A 20,620-nucleotide genomic window follows, 5' to 3' on the forward strand; every position below is an offset into this window, starting at 1 on the left:
GGGGTGCGGCGGGTGGGGAGGAGGGTTCCGGCGAGCAGCGTTCCGGCCAGGACGACCGCGGAGTTGATCAGGATGGCGAAGCCGACGCCGGACAGGACCACGCCGGGACCGGAGGCGCCCAGACCGGCCATCCTGGCCGTGGCGAGCGCACTCATGATCGGAATGCCCATGGTGATGCCGACCTGCTGGGTCATCGTGGCCAGGCCGGTGGCCAGGCCCTGCTCCTCGTCCGGTACCCCGGACGTCGCGGTGACCATGAAGCCGACGATGGCGAGCATGTTGCCGACGCCGCCGACGAATGTGGCCACGAGCAGAAGCCAGATCCAGGTCCCGGAGGTGCCCAGCATGACCAGCGAGAGGGTGGCGGCGGCCTGGACGACCCCACCTGCCACGATGGTGGCGCGGCTGCCGAAGCGGCCGACGGCTCTTCCGCCGAGCGTGCCGCCGACCACGGTGCCGATGCCGAGGACGCCGAAGGCGAGGCCGGTGGCCATCGGGGAGTATCCGAGGACCTTCTGCAGGTAGAGGGTGAGCAGGAAGACCAGCGAGGTCTCGGTCGCGAAGGCGACCAGCCCTGCGGCATTGCCCCAGATCACGGTGCGCCGCTTCATGATGCGTACGGGCACGAGCGGCGCGGCGGTGTTCCTCTCGACGAACCAGAATCCGGCCAGCAGTACGGCGCCGGCGGCCAGCGCCACGAGGGGGGTGGCCGCGCCCCAGCCGGACTCGCCGGCCTGGGTGAGGCCGTAGACGAGGGCGAGCAGGCCGCCGGTGACGGTGAGCGCTCCGGGGACGTCCAGCTTGGGGTGCTCGGAGGGGCCGGAGTCCGTGACGAGAGAGGGGGTCAGGACCAGCACCAGGACGACGACGGGCACGTTGATGAGGAACGCCCAACGCCAGGACAGCAAATCCGTCAGCAGGCCTCCGAGAACGGCACCCGCGGTGAACCCCGCCGACATCAGCGCGCCGTTGAGTCCGAGCGCCTTCTCCCTCAGCGGTCCCTCCCTGAACGCCGTGGTCAGGAGGGACAGGCCGGCCGGGGTCACCATCGCGGTCGCGACCCCCTGCAGGACCCGGGCGGCGAGCAGAACCCCGGACGAGGTGGCGAAGCCTCCGAGGGCGGACGACAGACCGAGCAGGGCCATGCCTCCGAGGAAGAGACGCTTGCGCCCGAAAAGGTCGGCGATCCGGCCTGAGAGGAGGGTGAGGCCCGCGGCCGGCAGGGCGAAGGCCGTGGCTATCCACTGCAGCGAGCCCAGGGAGAAGTTCAGGCCCGCGCCGACGGCGGGAAGCGCCACGTTCAGGATGGAGAAGTCCACCGCGATCATGAATTGGGCCCCGAGCAGCAGGGTCAGCACGAGCTTCTCCCGCCCGTTCATGCGTATCGCCCGCGCCGGGCGCGGCGTGGTCACCGTGTCGGGTCGGTACGAGCTCCCGGGCTCCGGGCGCGGCGTCGGCGTCGGCGCAGGTACGGGTTCGGCCGCCGCCCGGAGGCCGTCGGCCGGTGAACTCGAGTCGAGTACTGACATGAAGGGTCCCTTCACATCCCAGAACCGGCTAATGGTTCTGTAGTTCCGTTAAGATGGGACCGACCCTAACAGGCAATGTGGCATTAATGGAACTGGAGACCCGTTATGGATCCCGAGGGCATCGAGCCGGGCACGGTAAGACCAGGTGGACGTACGGCTCGGGTGCGGGCGGCGGTCCTCCAGGCGGCCGGTGACGTTCTGGCAGAGAAGGGCTTCGCCGCCCTGGATCTGGCCGAGGTCGCGCAGCGCGCCGACGTGGGCAAGACGACGGTCTACCGTCGCTGGGGCACCTCCACCGGGTTGGTGGCCGACCTGCTGACGGACATGGCCGAGCAGTCGCTGCCTCGTACCGAGACCGGGTCGTTGCTCGGCGACCTGCGGGCCAACGCCCATCTGGTGCGGCGCACGCTGACCGACCCGCGCCAGGGGCGGCTCTTCGCCGCAGTGATCGCGGCCGCCATCTGTGACGAGCGTGCGGCCGAGGCGTTGCACCGCTTCTACGCGATCCGCGTCGCGGAATGGGCGCCCTGCGTCGAGCAGGCCGTACAACGCGGAGAGCTTCCTCCGGGGACGGACGCCGGGGAGGTGATCCGCGCGGTCTCGGCGCCGCTGTACTACCGGCTGTTGGCCAGCGGCGATCCCCTGGACGAGGCGGTCGCCGACCGTGCGGCCGACGCCGCCGTCGCCGCCGCCCGCGCCGGTGCGTACGTCAGTTGATCACGATGGCGCCGGGCCCGGCGTCACCTGTTTCCGCGTAGCCACCCGAACAGGGAGCGTTCCTTGGGCCGTCGCTCCGGGGGAGCGGCGACGGGCGGCGTCCGGGCCGGCTGCCGCTCCCTCCAGTCGCGTACGACCTCGTCGACGTCGAGGGGCGCCAGATTCAGCGGCGGACCCGACATCGCCTTCCGGGTCCCCTCGACGATCTTCTCGTTGATGTCCGCGATGATCTTCCGTACCTCGGCTTCCGACCTCGCTCCCGCCGCTGCGGCGCGGGCCTCCTCGGCCTCCTTACGCAGGGCGAGCGTGCCGGGCAGAGGAAGCGTCAGGTTCTCCTCGCGCAGCTTCTGCTTGATCCACCACATCTCGTCGTACGGCTTGCCCTGGTCGGGGAGGGGCTTCCCCGTGCCGGGCAGGTTGTCGAACAGGCCGCGCTCGGTGCCCTCGCGTATCTGCCGGTCGATCCAGCTCTCGAAGCTGACCCCGGGTGGTTTGCGCTCCGTCACAGAATCGCCTCCCGTCGCTCGCCGACATATGCAGCCTAACCGCGCGCCGGTACGCGCGCCCGGGACCGGTCAGGCGGCGCCGGGGATGGTGACGTTCTGCTCCTTGAACGGGTAGCCGGTGTTCGTGGCGTCACGCTGCAGGCCGTCCATCGACGCCTTGCCGGCCTCGACATCGGCATTCGTGGCGGTGCCGCCCTTCAGCTTGTCGGCGAGGCTGGTGAACCGGTCGCTGGCGGCCTCGACGGCTTTGCACAGCGTCGGATTACCCACGGCGAAGCCCTTGGCGACCTTCAGCTGGTGCAGGGCGAAGGCACCTGCCACCGCGGCCTTCACGAAAGCGCGCTTCCGCTTCTCCGCCCCGGCCTCGAAGCCGCCGCCGCGCAGGGGCTTGTAGACATAGCGATGGAAGGCGCCCAGCGCGAGACCCGCGTGCAGCGCGAAGCGGGTCTTGGCGAACCGCATGGTGTTGCCCGCCGTCGGGCATGGGGCGTTGTACTCGGGCCCGGTGGTCGGGGACGGCGCGGCGATCACCTGCGCGACTGTGGCGGCCGCTCCTTCGGGCGCCGGGATGGTGGTCTTGTCGCCGCCGCAGCCGACGAGCAGCGTTCCCGCCAGCAGAGCCGGCGCCGCGTGTGCGGTAATGCGTCGAATGCTCCGTTCACCCACTTCGTCCCCCTATGGATCGTGGTGGATTTCGTCACGCATAGGTCCGCGCCCAGGGGTGTCCCGGATGCCGGACCATCGCGGGGCGGTGTGCCCATCACCCTTCGTTCGTCGAGTTCATGCGCTCCCGGAAGTCGTGTGACGCCGCCCCTGGATTGGTCGTCGGGTATCGCGGGTGGGGCTGAGCGGCCGTCGCATCACGAGCTTGCCGCCCTGGGCGCGGATAAGCGCGCCTTTGCCACCTCTGGGTCGTCTCAACGCCATGGTCGGCAGGACATTTTGGAATCGGCTGACGTTGCCGCCCGCGGACGGAAGCCCTGTCGACGGTGGTGGGCGGCGCCATGGGACAGCGGACGTCCTGTGCCGTCGAAGCCGGCCCTGACCCAGTGGCCCGGTGGCGCGTAACCTATCCGGTGGTCTTTCCCGGGGAGGAAACCGGCACGGTCGGCGAAGGAGGCGTGTGGACGAGAGCGTGTCGCTGGCCCAGCTGGCTCATCGGCTGGAGGAGGTGGTGGGCGAACTACGCGGCATCCCCGTCGACGTCGAGCGGCTGGACGACAGCGAACTCGTTCGGCAGCAGATCGCGCAGGCCGCCCGCTCGGCCGGTGAGCTGCGCGCCATGCACCCGGTGGGCTCGCCGGAGAAGGATCGCCACGAGCAGAAGAGCAGGCGCGACGTGCTTGACGCTCTGCGGCGCGGCGTGGCGATGCGCACGATCGTCCACGCGAGCGTGCTGGATGACCCCCGCAAGGCCGCGAGGATCAGGGAACTGCACGCCGCCGGCGACCTGCACCGTGTCGTCGACGAGCCGATTCAGCAGCTGCTCGTCTTCGATCGCGCGGTGGCGTTCGTCCGGATCACCCCCGTCGCCTACGCTCCGGGTGCCTTGGTGATCAGGCAGCAGAGCCTGATCGCCACCCTCGTCGACCTGTTCGAGCAGACCTGGACCAGGGCCAGGGAGGTCACCGAGCCCGCTCAGCGACTGACGCCGCGCGAGCGCGAGGTGCTCGCGCTGATCGCCGAAGGACGTTCCAACAGCGCCGTCGCCCGCGCCCTGTCGATCACCGAGGCGGCCGTCGGCAAGCACGTGGCCGGCGTGTTCGCCAAGCTGGAGCTACCCGCCACGGAGGACGACAACCGGCGGGTGCTGGCGGTGCTCGCCTATCTGCGCGGCGCGGCGAGGTAGTGCCAGGCCTACCTCGTCCTCGCCCTGGCCCCCATGCGGAGGCGATCCCGCGCCGATTTCAATGAACGCCATGCAGCGAATAACCGGATTGCTGGTCGGCGCCGTCTTCGGCGCGGTTTTCGTCCTCGTCAACGCACAGAGCCCGCTGAGCGCCGTGGCGGTGACTCTTCTACGGGTGTCCGCCTGCCTGGGGGCCGCGAGTGTTCTCACCATGTGGTTTCTCACCGCCCGGAGGGTGCGGTCAGCCGAGGGGCGGCGGAACATGTTCGGGCGGGGTTACCTGATCGTCGTCGCCGCGGAGGCGATCCTGATCTTCGGGGGGATCCGCGTGCTGGCCGCCTTGGGACGCCCTGAGCAGGCGAACGTGGCCTGGGTGGCGTTCGTGGTCGGTGTGCACTTCATCGCGCTGGCGCCGATCTGGAAGGACTGGGGCATCGCCGTACCCGGTGTGGCGCTCACCCTGCTCGGCGCCACAGGACTCGTCCTGGCATCGACGGCCGCCGTCGCCTGGGTGCCGTTCGTCGGCGGCGTGCTGCCGGGGGTGGCGCTCCTGATCGGCAGCATCACCTTCGGCTGGCGCACGATGGCAGCGCGGCCGGCCTAGGCGGCACCGCCCTCGTTGCCGCCGCCGTGGTGCCGGGTCTCGCGCTGTGCCTCGCCGTCGATGCGGGCCGCGGGGCAGGCGGGTGAAAAACAGATGTCGGCGGCGGGACAGACCGCTTAGCCTGCGGGGGTGGAGCTTCGAGAAGAGCGGCCGGGCGATGCGGGCGCGGTGCGTCATGTCCATCTGCGAGCGTTCGGCGATCAGGGCGGACTCGTGGCCGAGCTGGTCGACAGCCTGCGCGACGGGATCCGCTCCGGCGGGGGGTTCGCTCTCGTGGCCGAGGACGCCGGTCAGGTCGTCGGGCACGTCATGTTCACCCGCAGCCTGCTCGATGCTCCGCGGCGGCTGGTCGATGTGCGGGTGCTCAGCCCGCTGGGCGTGCTGCCCGAGCGTCAGCGGCAGGGCATCGGCTCGGCCCTGGTCCGCGCCGGGCTCGCGACTCTAACCGAAGGGGAGAGCCCCCTCGTCTTCCTGGAAGGCGACCCCGGCTACTACTCCCGCCTCGGGTTCACCCCGGGGGCCGAGATGGGCTTCCGCAAGCCGTCCCTGCGCATCCCCGACCCCGCCTTTCAGGTGATCAGGCTTCCGGCGTACGAGCCGTGGATGACGGGGACGCTGGTCTACTCCGAGCCGTTCTGGCGTCACGACGCCGTCGGGCTCCGCGACCTCGACGCCTGATGGCGTCGGCGACGTAGGGTCAGGCCTGACCTCGAGTCGGCCTGTGGGCCGGGTTCAATTTCCGCACGCTTCCTACCTGTGCAGAATCGCCCCACGTCTCAAGTGACCTGCAATAACGCTTCTGGTGGTTGTCATCGCTTGTCAGCGTTTTCCGGAGCCGGGTGCCCCGAAAGTGCCCCCGCCCCGGGCCGTGCGTCTCGTGAAAACCTGGATGCGGCGGACAGAAACTCAAGCCGCCCGACGACTCATAATGACGTCCGCGGTGACGCGAACCGGCAGACACAACGTTTGGCCATGCGTGCTGAACAGCTCATCACGGGAATTGAAGTAACCCAGATCAGCCAGCACATAGCCAGACAGATCGCATGAAGAGCAGGTGAGGCCGTCCCAGTCCACGGCGGTGCGGGCAACCGCGTCGAAGAGCGTCTCACCGCCGGCGTTGGCGAATCCGCCGCCCTTCTGCAACGTGTCCAGGTCACCGTACAGCTCCGAGACGCTCACCCACTGGCCGTCGAGCAGGAACTCCGGCCAGGCAAGTATCACCTGGTGAGGGATCAACGCCCGCAGCCGGGGAAACCGCTGGTACCAGAAACGTCCGTCCACCAGCAACCCTCTGACCCGGTCGGCGATCCCACAGGCCCGTGCCACCGCTTCCAGAAGCGCCATCCGCTGGCTGCACGATCCGCGCTCCAGGAGGAGAGTCCTGGAGGCCGGCTGCTTCTCGTTCATGGCGTACACAGGACGCACCCTTGTGGCGATGAGCCGATGGGCCGTGACCAGAAGATCCCGGTCCGTCCTGGCGCTCCTGTCCTGGACTTCATCCACCAACCCCAGTACCCGTGGATGCTTCCAATCGAGAATGGGCGTGGCCGCGAGGCTCCCCTCGACCGTTGCCCGACGGGAAACAGCGGCACGACGGCACCATGACGCCGAGAACACTGACTTCATACTATGAATGTATCGGCCTCTATTGCCATGTCAACAGGGGAGGGAACGTGCGCGAGGTGGTCCGTGCCAACGATCCGGCGCTGATTTCGGCTGTCGAAGCGTTGCTGCTGGAAGCCGAGATCCCCTATCAGATCGCGGATCAGAACATGAGCATTCTTGAAGGCAGCATCGGTGCCTTCCCTCGGAGGGTGCTCGTCGACGATTCCCGGGAAGAGGAAGCGCGCCGGCTTCTGGTGGACGCCGGAATTCCGCCGAAGGGTATGCGACTCTAAGCGATCGGGCCTTCCTCACCGGACGCCCGTCCGGCGCGGTCGCGTCCTGGGGTTGCTGTCCGGAGCCTTGCCGAGTTCCTGGGGCACCATGACCCCGGCTTCACGCTTCGGACGTACACCCTGGTCCGGCCTGAGTACCTGGCCCACAGTGGTCACGTGGCGGAAGCAGCTGATCAGCGTCTCACCGGGGGAGATGTGGAGGACCGGAGCCCCTGCCGGCGCCGCGCTTTCACTCACGCATTTTGCGTATCGGAAGATCGCGCGAAAGTCGCTGAGATCGCCTCGTCAAGCCGTCTGGCGCACCCATCTAGCCGATCAGATCTTTTCAGTGAAAAGTAATATCAGCCCTATTTGATGGCACTAAAGCAGGGCATAAGTGGCATCCAAGATAAGCGGGCTAAATATCTCCAGCGCCTTCCAATAAATGCTAAGCGGAATGGCAAGGGTGGGCGACTATCGTTTGCGTCGCAGGCGGCAGGAAAGTTAGTGGGCGCACGGGTAATCCCAGGTCCCGAGCAAATCAGACATTCTTAATGGTTCAGAGGATGTCGGTTTCGGCGATGCGATAATTCGAGGGAACGAAATTGTTCAAGTCCAAGACCCCTGGCAAGCTGCTCGCGGTCAGCGTCATGCTGACGGGCGGCGCCATCGCCCTGAATGCCGCCACCGCGGTTTCCGCCAGCGCATACGCAGAAGGCTTCCCTGGCCTCTCGGCCGTGGGTCAACAGGTCGGTCACTCCTTCCCCGGTCCGGGGCGGAACCGGAACAGGAACCACAACAGGAACAGGAACAGAGAGCACCAGCGGAACAGGCAGCACCAGCACGAGCGCCAGAATCAGGCTGTCCGCAACAACGTTGACGTGCACGTACTTCGCGGGGCGCGAGGTCCTCAGGGCGAGCAGGGCGAGCAGGGCGAGCGGGGTCCTCAGGGAGAGCAGGGCCAGCAGGGCCAGCAGGGCGAGCGGGGTCCTCAGGGAGAGCAGGGCCAGCAGGGCCAGCAGGGCGAGCAGGGCGAGCAGGGCGAGCAGGGCCAGCAGGGCCAGCAGGGCCAGCAGGGCGAGCAGGGCCAGCAGGGCGAGCGGGGTCCTCAGGGCGAGCAGGGCGAGCAGGGCGAGCAGGGCCCACCGGGACCTGGGGTTAGCATCGACACCGCCTTCCAGGGCGACCGCAAGTTCATCGGCCTCGCCCCGGGTGACGGAACAACCTTGATCAGAGACCCGCGCACGACTCCGACGTGGCACAACATCTCCTCTGTTCCGGGATATCCCGGAAACGTGGTCGGCGTCTCCCTGGCTGTGATGGGAAACGACCTGCACGTCACCGTGCTGAGCAGTGCCGGTAAGGTTGCGCAGGCTGTATGCACGGTCAATCCGACCCCGGGCACCGGGTCGAACCCGGCCTGGCCCGGCAACTGCGTGCATGACGGCGTGGGCTTCGTCGATCTCAGCCCTCCCAACAACCTGGTGAGCCGTCAGAGCCGACCGCAAGCGCGGCAGGCGACTCCTGCCATCGCGCCCTACGAGGAGGGGACAGAACCCCGGATCCTGGCGATAGCCCATCTTCTGAACAGGTGCTAGCGATGCGTGGCACATTGTGACGCGCCGCAACTGATGAATCCAGTTAGGCAGCACCACTCCCACGAGGGTGAAGTGTCGGCTGAGGCGGTTCGGCTTGCCGCGTCCGGACATTCCGTCCTGATGCGGCAAGCCCGTCACTCCAGCTCTCCAGGGTGTTCCCCGAAGTACGGACGCCGGCTGGTGTGCGGCGAAGCCACTGTGACTCGTTCAGCCGCCGGTACCCAGCGTCGGCGCCTATCCATCCCGTCCGCCGTCGACCCAGCCGCGGAGCGGCAGCGGGCTGCTGGGCTTGCCGGTCACGGTGGGCACCCGGGCGGTAGGGCAGCGATAGCGGTACGGAACCCTTCGGCTGCGGCCTCATGCTCTCCGAGAGCAGGAAGGCTCCGGCACAAGTCGGCCAATGGAAGCTTGAGCGTGCAAAGCGGAAAGCCCGCAGCAAGGTGCTGGACCTTCCTGCGGGCTTTCGATTCCCCGACTTGCGGCACTACCTCGCGTCGCTCCTGATCGCCTCGGGTGCGGACGTCAAGGTCGTCCGGGCCCGCCTACGGCATGCGAGCGCCAAGACGACCTTCGACACCTACAGCCACGTGTGGCCCGACTCCGACGAGTCGACTCGGGCCGCCATCGATGCGGTTCTTGTTGCCCGGACGGAACTGAGGCAGAACCCGGCGGGAGCCGCGCGATGAACATGCAGGTCACCGCGCGGTAGCCCGTCAGCAGTCGTAGTAGAGCTCGAACTCGTGCGGGTGTGGGCGGAGACGGATCGGGTCGATCTCGTTCTCCCGCTTGTACGCGATCCAGGTCTGGATCAGGTCGGGCGTGAAGACGCCGCCTTCGAGCAGGTAGTCGTGGTCGGCCTCGAGGGCGTCGAGCACCTCCTCCAGGGACCCCGGCACCTGCGGGACCTGGCGGGCCTCCTCGGGCGGAAGCTCGTAGAGGTCCTTGTCGATCGGCTCCGGCGGCTCGATCTTGTTACGGATGCCGTCGATGCCGGCCATGAGCTGCGCCGCGAAGGCGAAGTACGGGTTGCAGGACGGGTCCGGCACGCGGAACTCCAGGCGCTTGGCCTTGGGGTTGGAGCCGGTGATCGGGATGCGGACGCACGCGGAACGGTTGCGCTGGGAGTACACCAGGTTGACCGGAGCCTCGTAGCCCGGCACCAGACGGTGGTAGGAGTTCACCGTCGGGTTGGTGAAGGCCAGCAGCGACGGGGCGTGCTTGAGCAGGCCGCCGATGTAGTAGCGGGCGATGTCGGACAGGCCCGCGTAGCCGACCTCGTCGTAGAAGAGCGGCTCGCCGTCCTTCCAGAGCGACTGGTGGCAGTGCATGCCGGAGCCGTTGTCACCGAAGAGCGGCTTGGGCATGAACGTGACGGTGTGACCGTGCTGGAGCGCCGTGCTCTTGATGATGTACTTGTACAGCATCAGGTTGTCGGCGGTCTTGAGCAGCGTGCCGAACTTGAAGTCGATCTCGGCCTGGCCTGCGGTGCCCACCTCATGGTGCTGCATCTCGGTCTCGATGCCGGCCTCGATGAGGTTGCGGACCATCTGCGAGCGCAGGTCGGTGAAGTGGTCCATCGGCGGAACGGGGAAGTAGCCGCCCTTGTAGCGCGGCTTGTAGCCCAGGTTGCCGCCCTCGGCCGCCTTGCCGGTGTTCCAGGCGCCCTCGATCGAGTCGATGTAGTAGTAACCGGCGTTCGACTTCGTCTCGAACCGGACGTCGTCGAAGATGTAGAACTCGGCCTCGGGGCCGAAGTAGGCCGTGTCGGCGATGCCGGTGCCCTTGAGGTACTCCTCGGCCTTGCGGGCGACGTTACGCGGGTCCCGGCTGTAGGCCTCACCCGTCAGCGGGTCGTGCACGAAGAAGTTGATGTTGAGCGTCTTGTGCAGGCGGAACGGGTCGAGCACGGCGGTCGACGGGTCGGGCAGCAGCAGCATGTCCGACTCGTGGATGGCCTGGAAACCGCGGATCGACGAGCCGTCGAACATGAGCCCGTCGGTGAAAACATTGGGGCCGAAGTTCTCGACCGGGAAAGTGAAGTGGTGCGTCGTCCCCGGCAGGTCCGTGAACCTGACGTCAACGAACTGCACACCCTCGTCCCGGATGAACTTCAGGACGTCGTCGGCAGAGTTAAACACTCTTGAACCTCCCAGGGGCATGGCTAGCAAACCCGAAAATAGGCCCGAGCCGTTTCCGCCCCATGTCTCGTTTGTTTCGCGCGTGTTAATGGAAGCGCCCTCCGACAGTAACCGCGCCCGGACGAATAACGGCGCATCGGCGCAGGTGGAACGATGTTCTCGTGTCCCGCAGGTCGGCGTTTCAACCCCGCATGGCCAAGGGTTTCGCGGTCGGCGCGCCGGTACGATCACCGGGGCCCCGCCGGATCGCGCGGGCTCGCCGTCCGTCCTGACGGCCCGTACGCGACGGCCGCGCGGGACCGGATCGAATCCATCATGGAAGTGCCGCCATACTGCCGCCGCATTTCCTGTGGAAATATTGCCCACTCTGTGAATATCTTTGCGAATCGGGCATCGGAGGGGCGAGGCGATGATGCGGAAGGGGCCGATGGGAGAATCGCGCCCGGTGGGTGAAATCGATGTCGAGGTTCTCGATCCCGGGCGGCCGGGACCGGGTCAGCGTCCTGACGACGTGATGGCGGACGGCACGGGAGACAGGGCGGGCGACGGCGACGAGGGGGTGTCCCGCGATTCCGGGCCGGACGACGGATCGGTGGCCGGGGGAGGGCCGGTCACCGATGGATCGGTCGCCTCTCCCGCCGGGCGCATGATGGCGGGCGTCAAGGGGCGCGGTGTCGCCGTCGGAGTCGTGTCGCCGCCGAGCAGATCCGGCCGGAGGCTGATGATCGCCCCGGCGACGGCCACCACCCCGAGCATGGCCAGCATCACCACCGGCGTACGGCGCCGCCCCGAGCGGGGGAGCCGCGCCGCCATCGCCTCCATCCGGAGGATTTCCTCCTCGCCGAACTGCGCGACCAGCGCCTCGAAGCGCGCGTCGATGTCGTCAGGGTCCGCCGAGCGCACAGATCACTCCAAGGGCTGAAAAGTCAGGAGACAGGGTTAATCATGGTCGTCGCGGCCTCCAAGCGGAAGACCGGTGACGGGCGCGGATACGCTGTGGAGTCATGAGCAACCAGCAGCCCCGATGGACGCAGACCTGGCTGGGAGGAGTCCGGTCGGCCGGCATCGACCTCGGCTATCCGGGTGAGCGGCTCGGCCTGCCCGCCGATGGGCGCGGTTCCGTCACCGGCTGGGGCCGGCGCTTCGGCGCGATCCTGGTCGACTGGCTGTTGTGCACCTGGGCCATCGCCGGGGGTGTGTTCGGCGCCCACGGGCCGGATGGCGGCTGGGTCGGCCTCGCGGTCTTCGCGGTGGAGAACGTCCTGCTCGTCGGGACCATCGGCATGACGCTCGGCATGCGGCTGTTCGGCCTCCGGGTCGCCACGCTCGACGGCGGACGTCCGCCCTTCGTCGCCGTGCTGGTCCGCACGTTCCTGCTGTGCCTCGCCGTACCCGCGCTGATCTGGGACCGCGACCGCAGGGGTCTGCACGATCGGGCGTCCAACACCGTGGTGGTCCGCCTCTGACGCCCGCGCGCTGAGCGCGGAAAAAGATGAACCGGGTTTGCATATGAACCCGGTTCATTTATTGTGCCGGTATGGCCGGACTCAGGGAAGACAAGAAGCGGCGGACGCGGCAGGCGATCGCCGACGTGGCGATGCGCCTCTTCGCGGAGCGCGGGTTCGAGGCGGTCACCGTCAACGAGATCGCCGATGCGGCCGGCGTCGCGAAGGTCACCCTGTTCAAGTACTTCCCGGCGAAGGAGTCCCTCGTCCTGCACGCGATCGAGGAGGAGGACCTGGCGGGGATCGTGGCGGGCCGACGCCCCGGCCAGTCGCCCCTGGAGGCGCTGCGCGCGCACTTCCTCGCGTTCGCCGCAGAACCGGGCATCGCCGACACGGACGGGCTGGTCGCCCAGATGAAGGTGATCGTGGACAGTCCCGCGCTCACCGCCGCCGCCAACCGGCTCCAGTACGGCCAGCGGCGCGCCCTCGCCCGAGCCCTGTCCGGCGACCACGGGCCATCTGCCCCGTGCGAGCCGACTGAGCGGGCAGAAGCACAGGCGGCCCAGCGGCCCGCCGAACTCCCGGCGGGTCCGGGCACCACGCACCCCACCGGACAGGCCGCCGAGCGAGACGGCGCCGGGTTGGCGGCGGAGCACAGCGCCGGGTTGGCGGCGGAGCTGGCGGCCGCCCAGATCAGCGCGGCCGTCCTGACGATCCAGGAGACGTTCTTCCACCGCGTCGCCTCCGGGATGCCGCTCCACGAGGCCGGACGCCGTCTGGCCGGCGACGTCGACCTCGCCTTCGACCTCCTCGAGAACGGGCTGGCCCGCCGTTTCGGCCCGTAGCCGTGCCACCCGGTACGAGCCGCGACCTCCCCGACCCGTGATCCCCGACCCCGTGATCGGCGACCCCGCGATCTTTTCGACCTGTGACCTTCCCGACCCGTCCCCCGACATGGGAGTCGTGACATGAGAGCTGTGGGCATCAACTACGACACCGGGTTCCTCCCCGGCAGCGCCTCCCGGCCCCACTTCGATCCCGAGGTGGTACGCCGCGAGATGCGCGTGATCGCCGACGACCTGCACTGCACCGCCGTACGCGTGTCGGGCGGCGATCCGGAGCGGCTCAGCGTGGCCGCCGAGCACGCCGCCGCCGCGGGCCTCGAAGTGTGGTTCGCGCCCTTCCCCTGCGAGCTCACCACCGAGGAGATGCTGCCCTTCTTCGCCGACTGCGCCGCCAGGGCGGAACGGGTGCGTACGGCGGGTGCCGAGGTGGTCTACGTCATGGGATGCGAGATCAGCGGCTTCGCGCCCGGCTTCCTGCCGGGGGAGACACTCTACGACCGGCTGGGCGCCCTGGCGTCGTTCACCGTCGAGGACTGGGAGTCGATCGGGCCGATGCTCGGGCGGCTGAACACCTTCCTGGCCGAGGCGGCGGGCGTCGCCCGCGAGCGGTTCGGCGGGCGGCTGACCTACGCCTCCGCGCCCTGGGAGTTCGTCGACTGGACGCCGTTCGACGTCGTCGGCGTCGACGCGTACCGCGCCGCCTACAACGCCGCGAACTTCCGCGAGGAGATCCGTGGCCACTTCGGGCACGGCAAGCCGGTCGCGGTCACCGAGTTCGGCACCTGCCCCTACCGGGGCGCGGGCGAGCGAGGTGGCATGGCGTGGGCGATCGAGCAGGTGGAGGACCTGGTGCCGGACGAGTCCGAGCAGGTGCGCTACTTCGAGGAACTGCTCGCCGCCTTCGAGGCGGAGGGCGTGGACAGCGCGTTCTGGTTCACCTTCGCCGGATACGAGCGGCGCGGTGACCGCGACCCCGGTTCGTACGGTGTCGTCAGCATGATCGACGAGGTGCGCTGGAAGCCGAGGGAGATCTTCCACGCCATGGCGGCTAGATATTCAGACAACTGAAGATCGCGGTGCCGGGGAGGTGCCGGCCGCGCAGGGGGCTCCAGCCGCCCCACACGCCCTCGTGGCCCTCCGGCCACTCCGGCTCGACCAGACCCGTCAGGGCGAACCCCGACGCGGCGATGAGGCCCACCCAGTCGCCCAGCGTCCGGTGGTGCTCCACGTAGGCCGGCACCCCGCCGTCGGACAACTCCACGTACGGCGCGCGGTCGAAGTAGGACCGGTCCGCGGTCAGCCCGTGCGGGCCGGGATCGTCGGGAAACGCCCACCGGACCGGGTGGCTGACTGAGAACACGAACCGCCCGCCCGGACGCAGCACGCGGCGCACCTCGGCGAGCACGGCCCCGGCGTCCGCGACGAACGGCAACGCCCCGAACGCCGAGCAGGCCAGGTCGAAGGAGTCGTCGAGGAACGGCAGGATCTCCGCGTCGGCCTGCACGACCGGCAGGTACGCCCCCGTCTGCTCGTCGATGCGGCGCGAGTGCTGGAGCTGCCGATAGGACAGGTCGAAGGCCGCGACAGAGGCGCCCTGGGAGAGCAGCCACCGGCCGCACTGCCCGGCGCCGCAGCCGACCTCCAGCACCCGGTGACCGGCCACATCGCCCAGCAGCCGGGCGTCGGCCTCGTCCAGTCCCTCCGGGCACCAGATGAACCCGTCGTCGCGAAGGAACTCGCCGTGCTCCGCCTGGTATTCGTCCGCCGCGCCGTCCCACCAGCCACGATTGGCCTGTGCGGTCTCGGCGCGGGTGACGGACTTCCTGGTGACACCCACGTCGGATCCGGGGCTCAGCGGGCCTTGGGGCCACGCGGCATGCGTACGCCCTTGGGCATGGGGCCCTTCGGCATCGGCATCGCCGGCGTCAGCGCCCGCATCCGGTTGTTGATCTCGGACACGACGGGCTTCTTGAGGTTGCGCGGCAGCTTCATCAGGTGACGCTGGAGCTTGGCCAGGGGCACCTGCCCGTCGCCGTCGCCGCACTGGACGTCGTACACCGGGACGTCGAGCGCGACCCGCTGCACCCGCTTCTTCTCCGCGACCAGCATCCGCTGCACGCGGTTGCCCGGCCCCTCGGAGACGAGGATCACACCGGGGTAGCCGACCACCCGGAACACGAGGTCCTGGTCGCGGTTGACCGCCACCGGCTTCTCCTCGACGTACCAGTTGCCGCGCATGCCCTGGAGGATCGCGTACGTCGCGCCGGGCTGGCCGTCGAGCATCGTGTACTGCGCGCGCTGCGCCAGCCGGCTGAACACGATCAGGCCGACCAGGACGGCGGCGAGCACGCCGAAGACGTACCACGTCCAGCCGAAGAAGACGCCGAGGACGACGAAGACGGCGAGGGTGCCCAGCGCCGACCCGTAGACGATCGGCATGCCCTTGGGGTTGGCCTGTTTAACGAACTGGGCGACCATCCGGATCTGCTTGAGCCGTCCCGGAGTCGCAGGGTCTTTCGCCATGCTCTGCAGGATACAAATCCCAGGGTGAATTAATGAAAACGAGACCCGCCCACACGGCTCACGCGTGAGCCGTGTGGGCGGGTCCGGATGGTTTCGAAGCGGATTTCCGGCAGGGGCTAGAGGGTCTGCCGCGCCGCGATCGCCTGCTGGTACAGGCGGCCTGCCCGGTAGGACGAGCGGACCAGGGGGCCCGACATGACACCGGCGAAGCCGATCTCCTCGGCCTCCCGCTGCAACGCGACGAACTCCTCGGGCTTGACCCAGCGGTCGACCGGGTGGTGGCGCGGGCTCGGCCGGAGGTACTGCGTGATCGTGATCAGGTCGCAGCCCGCCTCGTGCAGGTCACGCAGCGCCTGGACGACTTCCTCGCGCTCCTCGCCCATGCCGAGGATGAGGTTGGACTTGGTGACCATCCCGGCCGCGCGGGCCTTGGTGATCACTTCGAGGGAGCGCTCGTAACGGAACGCGGGCCGGATCCGCTTGAAGATCCGCGGCACGGTCTCGATGTTGTGCGCGAACACCTCGGGCCTGGCCGAGAAGACCTCCTCCAACTGCTCGTCGATGCCGTTGAAGTCGGGCACCAGCAGCTCGACGCCGCAGCCGGGAAGCAGCGCGTGGATCTGGCGGGCGGTCTCGGCGTACAGCCAGGCGCCGCCGTCGGGCAGGTCGTCACGGGCGACACCGGTGACGGTGGCGTAGCGCAGGCCCATCTGCTTGACCGACTCGGCCACGCGGCGCGGCTCGTCCCGGTCGTACTCGGCGGGCTTGCCGGTGTCGATCTGGCAGAAGTCGCAGCGCCGGGTGCACTGGTCGCCGCCGATGAGGAACGTGGCCTCCCGGTCCTCCCAGCACTCGGAGATGTTGGGACATCCCGCTTCCTGGCAGACCGTATGGAGGCCCTGATCCTTCACCAGGGATCTGATCTCGTTGAAGTTGGGGCCGTTGTGGAGCCGCGTCTTGATCCACGGCGGCTTCTTCTCGATCGGGGTCTGGCTGTTGCGCACCTCCAGGCGGAGGAGCTTACGGCCATCTGGGGCAACGGACACGCTGTCCAGCTTATTACCCGCCCCAGGATGAGCCGTCAGGCGAGGTCCTCCTCGTACATGTCGTACGGCTCGGTGCCGAGGGCCTCCGCGAGGCGCTTCTCGGCGAACGGGATGACCTCGTCGACCGTGATCCGGCGGCCCGTCTCCGCGGACAGGGAGGTGACGCCCGCGTCACCCTCCACGATCCGGTTGTACCAGCTCAGGTCGTTGACGCAGTTGAGGGCGAAGCCGTGCATGGTCACACCGCCGGCCACCCGGATGCCGATCGCGGCGAGCCTGCGATCAGGCAGGCCGCTCGCGGCGTCTCCGGGCATCCACACGCCGCCCTGGCCCTCGACCCGCCGCGCGGCCAGGCCGAAGTCGGCGCAGATCTGGATCAGCACCTCTTCGAGGAGCCGGACGTACCCCGCGATGTCGGAGACCCGGAGGATCGGATAGCACACGAGCTGCCCTGGACCGTGCCAGGTGATCTTCCCGCCGCGGTCCACGTCGATGACGGGCGTGCCGTCGGCGGGCCGTTCGTGCGCAAGGGTGCGGCTGCCCGCCGTGTAGACGGGCGCGTGCTCAAGCATGAGGCACAGATCGGAGATCTCGTCCGCCGCCCGGCGCCGGTGCGCCCGGCGCTGGAGACTCCACGCCTGCTCGTACGGAACGTCGACACCCAGCCGCACCACCGCGAGCCCGCTCATGACGTCTCCTCGCCCAGGGGCTCGGAGTCGCATTCGCGAAGGGCACTGTGCTTGTCGATTCGCTCGCTCCGCTCGCTCATGACGTCTCCTCGCCCAGAGGCTCGGAGTCGCATTCGCGAAGGGCACTGTGCTTGTCGATTCGCTCGCTCCGCTCGCTCATGACGTCTCCTCGCCCAGAGGCTCGGAGTCGCATTCGCGAAGGGCACTGTGCTTGTCGATTCGCTCGCTCCGCTCGCTCATGACGTCTCCTCGCCCAGCGGCTGGGAGTCACGTTCGCGAAGGGCACTGTGCTTGTCGATTCGCTCGCTCCGCTCGCTCATGACGTCTCCTCGCCCAGCGGCTCGGGGTCGCTCTCGTTCACCCGTCCAGGTTAGACGTGAGGAGTCTCGGCTCGATACGGAACTCCTTGACACCGCCTGCACCGTCCTTCTCGATCCGGTACGCGTAGCCGCCGGGGTCGACCGTCACGGCCTGGATGAAGTCCGTCCCCACGTAGTGCAGACCGACGCCCTCGTCCGCGGCGAACCCGTCGGGCAGCTCACCCGAGGCCACCGAGGCGTGCAGCAGTTCCCTGCGCTGCGCGTCGGAGTTGTAGTGCACGCCGCAGGAGTAGGGCAGGAAACCCAGCCCCTCGGCCCACGGCCGGAGTTTCGGCCCGAACGAATCCGTGTTGCCCCCGACGTGCCAGCAGAGGGCTCCGGCGCTCTGGCCGGACAGGACGACACCCGACCGCCAGGCCTCGGCGAACGCCTCGTCCAGCCCGTGCAGGCGCCACAGCGCCGCGAGGTTGGCCACGCTGCCGCCGCTCACGTAGATGGCGTCCTGCTCCAGGATCCACTCGCCCGGCTCCGCGACGTTCGGCATCGGGAACACCGTCAGGTGGCTGACCTCGACGTCCCACTCGCGGAACGCTCCGTACATCTTCAACAGCCAGTCGGCGTCGTCTCCGGTGGCGGTGGCGAGGAGCCCCAGCTTGGGCCGATCCTGGCCGGTGAGGTCGAGGACGTAGCGCAGCAGTCCGGTCGGCTCGATGAACCCGTGCCGCTCGGTCTGCCGGAACGACCCGCCACCGATGGCGACGATGTGAGACTGCCCGATCCGGCTCATCGGTCACTCCAATATCGGGAAACAAGGATTCATCAGAGTACGGCGGCGAGCGCCTCTGTGAGGGTGGGATGCGAGAACCGGTGACCGGCCCGCAGCAGACGGCGGGGGATGACACGCTGGCCGGTCAGGACCCCTTCGTCCGCGAAATCGCCGAGGGCCATGCGCAGCGCGAACGCGGGCGTCGGGATGGGCATGGTCGGCCGCCGCAGGGCCTTCCCGATGGCCTTGGTGTACTCGGCGTTGGTCACCGGCTCGGGCGCGGTGAGGTTGACCGGCCCGGAAATATCCGCATTTGATATGAGAAATCTCACGGCGTCCACCCAGTCGGGCAGGGAGATCCACGAGACGTACTGCCGCCCGCTCCCCAGGGGGGCGCCCGCGCCGATCTTGAAGATGGGCAGGACCTTGGCCAGCGCCCCTCCGCGGCTGCTCAGCACGACGCCGGTGCGCAGCCGTATAAGCCGGATGCCCTCCTGCTCGACGGGCTCGGCCGCCTCCTCCCAGTCGCGGACCAGCGTGGCCAGGAAGCCGGTCCCCGCGGGGGCGGACTCGTCCACCTCACGGTCACCGGTGTCGCCGTAGTAGCCGATCGCCGACGCGGACAGCAGCACCCTGGGCCTGCTCCTGAGCAGGCCCAGCGCTTCGACGAGCGTGTGCGTGCCCACGATGCGGCTGTCGACCAGCTCCCGCTTGTACGACTCCGTCCACCGGCGGTCGGCGATCCCGGCGCCGGCCAGATGGACCACGGCCTCCGCGCCCTCCAGGACGGACGGGTCGAGAAGGTCGCGCTCCGGATCCCAGAACTCCTCGTCCGACGCCTCGGGCTCCCGTCGTACGAGCCGCAGGACCCGGGCGCCGTCGGCGCGGAGAGCGCTGACGAGGGCCGAACCGAGGAACCCCGACGAGCCGGTCACAACGATGGTCATGCCGTCCACGGTAGGTCGCGAGCCGGGAAACGGCGGAGGCCGCCCCGCTGACACGCGGAACGGCCCCCGGGAACCGTGCGGCTCCGGTACAGCTCAGTGCACATCCGTCACCGGCCGGAGCGGATCACATCAGATCCGCGCCGATCGGTACGGCTCCGCGCCGGGAACCGCTCAGGCGAGGCCGAGCTGGTTCTCGAAGCGGCCCTCCTCCAGGCGGCGCTTGACCGTCGTGAGGAAGCGGGCGGCGTCGGCGCCGTCGACCAGGCGGTGGTCGTAGGTCAGCGCGAGGTAGACCATCGAGCGGACCGCGATGACCTCGCCCTCCGGCGTGTCGAGCACGACCGGACGCTTGACGACCGAGCCGGTGCCCAGCATGCCGACCTGCGGCTGGTTGAGGATCGGCGTGTCGAACAGGGCGCCGCGGCTGCCGGTGTTCGTCAGCGTGAACGTGGCCCCGGTGATCTCGTCCGGCGTGACCTTGTTCGCGCGGGTCCGCTCGGCGAGGTCGGCCGTCTTGCGGGCGAGACCGGCGAGGTTGAGGTCACCGGCGTTCTTGATCGTCGCCGCGATCAGGCCGCGCTCGGTGTCGACCGCGATGCCGAGGTGCTCGACGTCGAAGTACGTGACCTCCATGGTCTCGTTGTTGATCGTCGCGTTGAGCTTCGGGTGCTGCTTGAGCGCCTCGATCGCCGCCATCTCGAAGAACGGCATGAACGACAGCTTGACGCCCTCGCGGCGGAAGAACTCGTCCTTCGCCCGCGCGCGCAGCCGCGCGATCTTCGTGACGTCGACCTCGACCACCGTGGTGAGCTGGGCCGCGGTCTGCAGCGACTCGACCAGTCGCTTGGACATGGTCTGCCGCAGGCGGGACATCTTCTCGGTGGTGCCGCGCAGGGTGGTGTCCACCTGGACCTGCTCGGGGGCCGCGGTGGGAGCGGGCGCGGCCACGGGGGCGACGACCGCCGGAGCCGCCGGAGCGGCGGCAGGGGCGGCGGCAGCGGCCTGCTCGCGCTGGACGCGAGCCGCCTCGACGACGTCCTGCTTGCGGATGCGGCCGCCCACGCCGGTGCCGGTCAGGGCGTCGAGGTCGACACCGTGCTCGGCGGCCAGCTTGCGGACCAGCGGCGTGACGTACGGGCTCTCGCCGGCCGGGGCGACCTCGGCGGCCGGGGCGACCGGAGCGGGCGCGGCGACCGGGGCGGGCGCCGCGCCCGCTCCGGT

General features: G+C 68.9%; 25 protein-coding genes. 10 read left to right on the forward strand and 15 right to left on the reverse strand.

Annotated elements, in window-relative coordinates:
* The coding region (locus tag IMZ11_RS38780; protein WP_228647906.1) for an MFS transporter at positions 1-1,529 on the reverse strand (1,529 nt) is incomplete at its 3' end.
* Between the two features lie 105 nt (positions 1,530-1,634).
* Here IMZ11_RS38780 and IMZ11_RS38785 point away from each other — a divergent pair.
* Complete coding sequence (locus IMZ11_RS38785) at positions 1,635-2,246, forward strand: TetR/AcrR family transcriptional regulator (protein ID WP_228647908.1); 612 nt, start codon at positions 1,635-1,637, stop codon at positions 2,244-2,246.
* Between the two features lie 23 nt (positions 2,247-2,269).
* On the opposite strand, the gene IMZ11_RS38790 is transcribed toward IMZ11_RS38785, so the two are convergent.
* Both IMZ11_RS38790 and IMZ11_RS38795 read right to left on the reverse strand, forming a co-directional pair.
* On the reverse strand, positions 2,270-2,752 hold the full coding sequence (locus IMZ11_RS38790) for a DUF1992 domain-containing protein (protein ID WP_228647910.1): 483 nt from the start codon (positions 2,750-2,752) through the stop codon (positions 2,270-2,272).
* 69 nt (positions 2,753-2,821) lie between these two features.
* Positions 2,822-3,418, reverse strand: coding sequence for a hypothetical protein (locus IMZ11_RS38795; RefSeq protein WP_228647911.1), 597 nt, complete (start codon positions 3,416-3,418; stop codon positions 2,822-2,824).
* 457 nt (positions 3,419-3,875) lie between these two features.
* On the opposite strand from IMZ11_RS38795, the gene IMZ11_RS38800 reads away from it, so the two are divergent.
* From IMZ11_RS38800 to IMZ11_RS38810, 3 genes are all read left to right on the forward strand, one after another.
* A complete protein-coding gene (locus tag IMZ11_RS38800; RefSeq protein ID WP_228647913.1) occupies positions 3,876-4,601 on the forward strand; it encodes a LuxR family transcriptional regulator in 726 nt (241 codons plus the stop codon).
* Positions 4,602-4,671: 70 nt separating this feature from the next.
* Positions 4,672-5,205, forward strand: coding sequence for a hypothetical protein (locus IMZ11_RS38805; protein ID WP_228647915.1), 534 nt, complete (start codon positions 4,672-4,674; stop codon positions 5,203-5,205).
* A 129-nt stretch (positions 5,206-5,334) separates the two neighbouring features.
* Positions 5,335-5,883 carry a GNAT family N-acetyltransferase gene (locus tag IMZ11_RS38810; RefSeq protein ID WP_228647916.1) on the forward strand — a complete coding sequence of 183 codons (549 nt, stop codon included), beginning with the start codon at positions 5,335-5,337 and terminating at the stop codon, positions 5,881-5,883.
* A 228-nt stretch (positions 5,884-6,111) separates the two neighbouring features.
* Here the strand turns inward: IMZ11_RS38810 and IMZ11_RS38815 are convergent, their stop codons facing one another.
* A complete protein-coding gene (locus IMZ11_RS38815; RefSeq protein WP_228647918.1) occupies positions 6,112-6,831 on the reverse strand; it encodes a transglutaminase domain-containing protein in 720 nt (239 codons plus the stop codon).
* Between the two features lie 47 nt (positions 6,832-6,878).
* On the opposite strand from IMZ11_RS38815, the gene IMZ11_RS38820 reads away from it, so the two are divergent.
* Positions 6,879-7,103 carry a DUF2007 domain-containing protein gene (locus IMZ11_RS38820; protein WP_228647920.1) on the forward strand — a complete coding sequence of 75 codons (225 nt, stop codon included), beginning with the start codon at positions 6,879-6,881 and terminating at the stop codon, positions 7,101-7,103.
* A 15-nt stretch (positions 7,104-7,118) separates the two neighbouring features.
* On the opposite strand, the gene IMZ11_RS38825 is transcribed toward IMZ11_RS38820, so the two are convergent.
* Together IMZ11_RS38825 and IMZ11_RS38830 are read right to left on the reverse strand one after the other, a co-directional pair.
* Entirely contained in the window at positions 7,119-7,340 is a 222-nt protein-coding gene (locus IMZ11_RS38825) for a hypothetical protein (RefSeq protein WP_228647922.1), read from the reverse strand.
* Between the two features lie 293 nt (positions 7,341-7,633).
* A complete protein-coding gene (locus tag IMZ11_RS38830; RefSeq protein ID WP_228647924.1) occupies positions 7,634-8,344 on the reverse strand; it encodes a hypothetical protein in 711 nt (236 codons plus the stop codon).
* Positions 8,345-8,377: 33 nt separating this feature from the next.
* Here IMZ11_RS38830 and IMZ11_RS38835 point away from each other — a divergent pair, with 33 nt between their 5' ends.
* Positions 8,378-8,680: a hypothetical protein gene (locus IMZ11_RS38835; RefSeq protein WP_228647926.1), complete on the forward strand. Its 303-nt coding sequence runs from the start codon at positions 8,378-8,380 to the stop codon at positions 8,678-8,680.
* A 359-nt stretch (positions 8,681-9,039) separates the two neighbouring features.
* On the forward strand, positions 9,040-9,366 hold the full coding sequence (locus IMZ11_RS38840; RefSeq protein ID WP_228647928.1) for a tyrosine-type recombinase/integrase: 327 nt from the start codon (positions 9,040-9,042) through the stop codon (positions 9,364-9,366).
* 27 nt (positions 9,367-9,393) lie between these two features.
* Here the strand turns inward: IMZ11_RS38840 and glnA are convergent, their stop codons facing one another.
* Positions 9,394-10,818: a type I glutamate--ammonia ligase gene (glnA, locus tag IMZ11_RS38845; protein WP_308066898.1), complete on the reverse strand. Its 1,425-nt coding sequence runs from the start codon at positions 10,816-10,818 to the stop codon at positions 9,394-9,396.
* 495 nt (positions 10,819-11,313) lie between these two features.
* Positions 11,314-11,721 (reverse strand): hypothetical protein, encoded by a 408-nt coding sequence (locus tag IMZ11_RS38850; RefSeq protein WP_228647932.1) that lies wholly within the window; start codon positions 11,719-11,721, stop codon positions 11,314-11,316.
* A 101-nt stretch (positions 11,722-11,822) separates the two neighbouring features.
* On the opposite strand from IMZ11_RS38850, the gene IMZ11_RS38855 reads away from it, so the two are divergent.
* The 3 genes from IMZ11_RS38855 (at position 11,823) to IMZ11_RS38865 (ending at position 14,176) form a co-directional block, all read left to right on the forward strand.
* Positions 11,823-12,284 (forward strand): RDD family protein, encoded by a 462-nt coding sequence (locus IMZ11_RS38855; protein WP_228647934.1) that lies wholly within the window; start codon positions 11,823-11,825, stop codon positions 12,282-12,284.
* A 71-nt stretch (positions 12,285-12,355) separates the two neighbouring features.
* Entirely contained in the window at positions 12,356-13,108 is a 753-nt protein-coding gene (locus IMZ11_RS38860) for a TetR family transcriptional regulator (protein WP_228647936.1), read from the forward strand.
* A 123-nt stretch (positions 13,109-13,231) separates the two neighbouring features.
* The gene (locus IMZ11_RS38865; RefSeq protein WP_228647938.1) at positions 13,232-14,176 is read left to right on the forward strand and encodes a hypothetical protein; all 945 of its coding nucleotides are present in this window, start codon (positions 13,232-13,234) and stop codon (positions 14,174-14,176) included.
* Here the strand turns inward: IMZ11_RS38865 and IMZ11_RS38870 are convergent.
* The 7 genes from IMZ11_RS38870 to sucB all read right to left on the reverse strand — a co-directional run.
* A complete protein-coding gene (locus tag IMZ11_RS38870; RefSeq protein WP_228647940.1) occupies positions 14,157-14,945 on the reverse strand; it encodes a class I SAM-dependent methyltransferase in 789 nt (262 codons plus the stop codon). The two genes, IMZ11_RS38865 and IMZ11_RS38870, sit on opposite strands and share 20 nt — an antisense overlap.
* Before the next feature lie 14 nt (positions 14,946-14,959).
* The gene (locus tag IMZ11_RS38875) at positions 14,960-15,631 is read right to left on the reverse strand and encodes a DUF4191 domain-containing protein (RefSeq protein ID WP_061256431.1); all 672 of its coding nucleotides are present in this window, start codon (positions 15,629-15,631) and stop codon (positions 14,960-14,962) included.
* A gap of 116 nt (positions 15,632-15,747) precedes the next feature.
* Positions 15,748-16,677, reverse strand: a complete 930-nt coding sequence (gene lipA / locus IMZ11_RS38880; protein ID WP_228647942.1) for a lipoyl synthase — start codon at positions 16,675-16,677, stop codon at positions 15,748-15,750.
* 35 nt (positions 16,678-16,712) lie between these two features.
* Positions 16,713-17,366 carry a lipoyl(octanoyl) transferase LipB gene (gene lipB, locus IMZ11_RS38885; RefSeq protein WP_228647944.1) on the reverse strand — a complete coding sequence of 218 codons (654 nt, stop codon included), beginning with the start codon at positions 17,364-17,366 and terminating at the stop codon, positions 16,713-16,715.
* Positions 17,367-17,723: 357 nt separating this feature from the next.
* Positions 17,724-18,473 (reverse strand): peptidase E, encoded by a 750-nt coding sequence (locus IMZ11_RS38890; RefSeq protein ID WP_228647946.1) that lies wholly within the window; start codon positions 18,471-18,473, stop codon positions 17,724-17,726.
* A 32-nt stretch (positions 18,474-18,505) separates the two neighbouring features.
* Entirely contained in the window at positions 18,506-19,399 is an 894-nt protein-coding gene (locus IMZ11_RS38895) for a TIGR01777 family oxidoreductase (protein ID WP_228647948.1), read from the reverse strand.
* A 171-nt stretch (positions 19,400-19,570) separates the two neighbouring features.
* The coding region (gene sucB, locus IMZ11_RS38900; protein ID WP_228647950.1) for a 2-oxoglutarate dehydrogenase, E2 component, dihydrolipoamide succinyltransferase at positions 19,571-20,620 on the reverse strand (1,050 nt) is incomplete at its 5' end.

Origin of the sequence: Microtetraspora sp. AC03309 (assembly GCF_020826795.1) — a bacterium.
Classification (GTDB): Bacteria; Actinomycetota; Actinomycetes; order Streptosporangiales; family Streptosporangiaceae; genus Microtetraspora; species Microtetraspora glauca.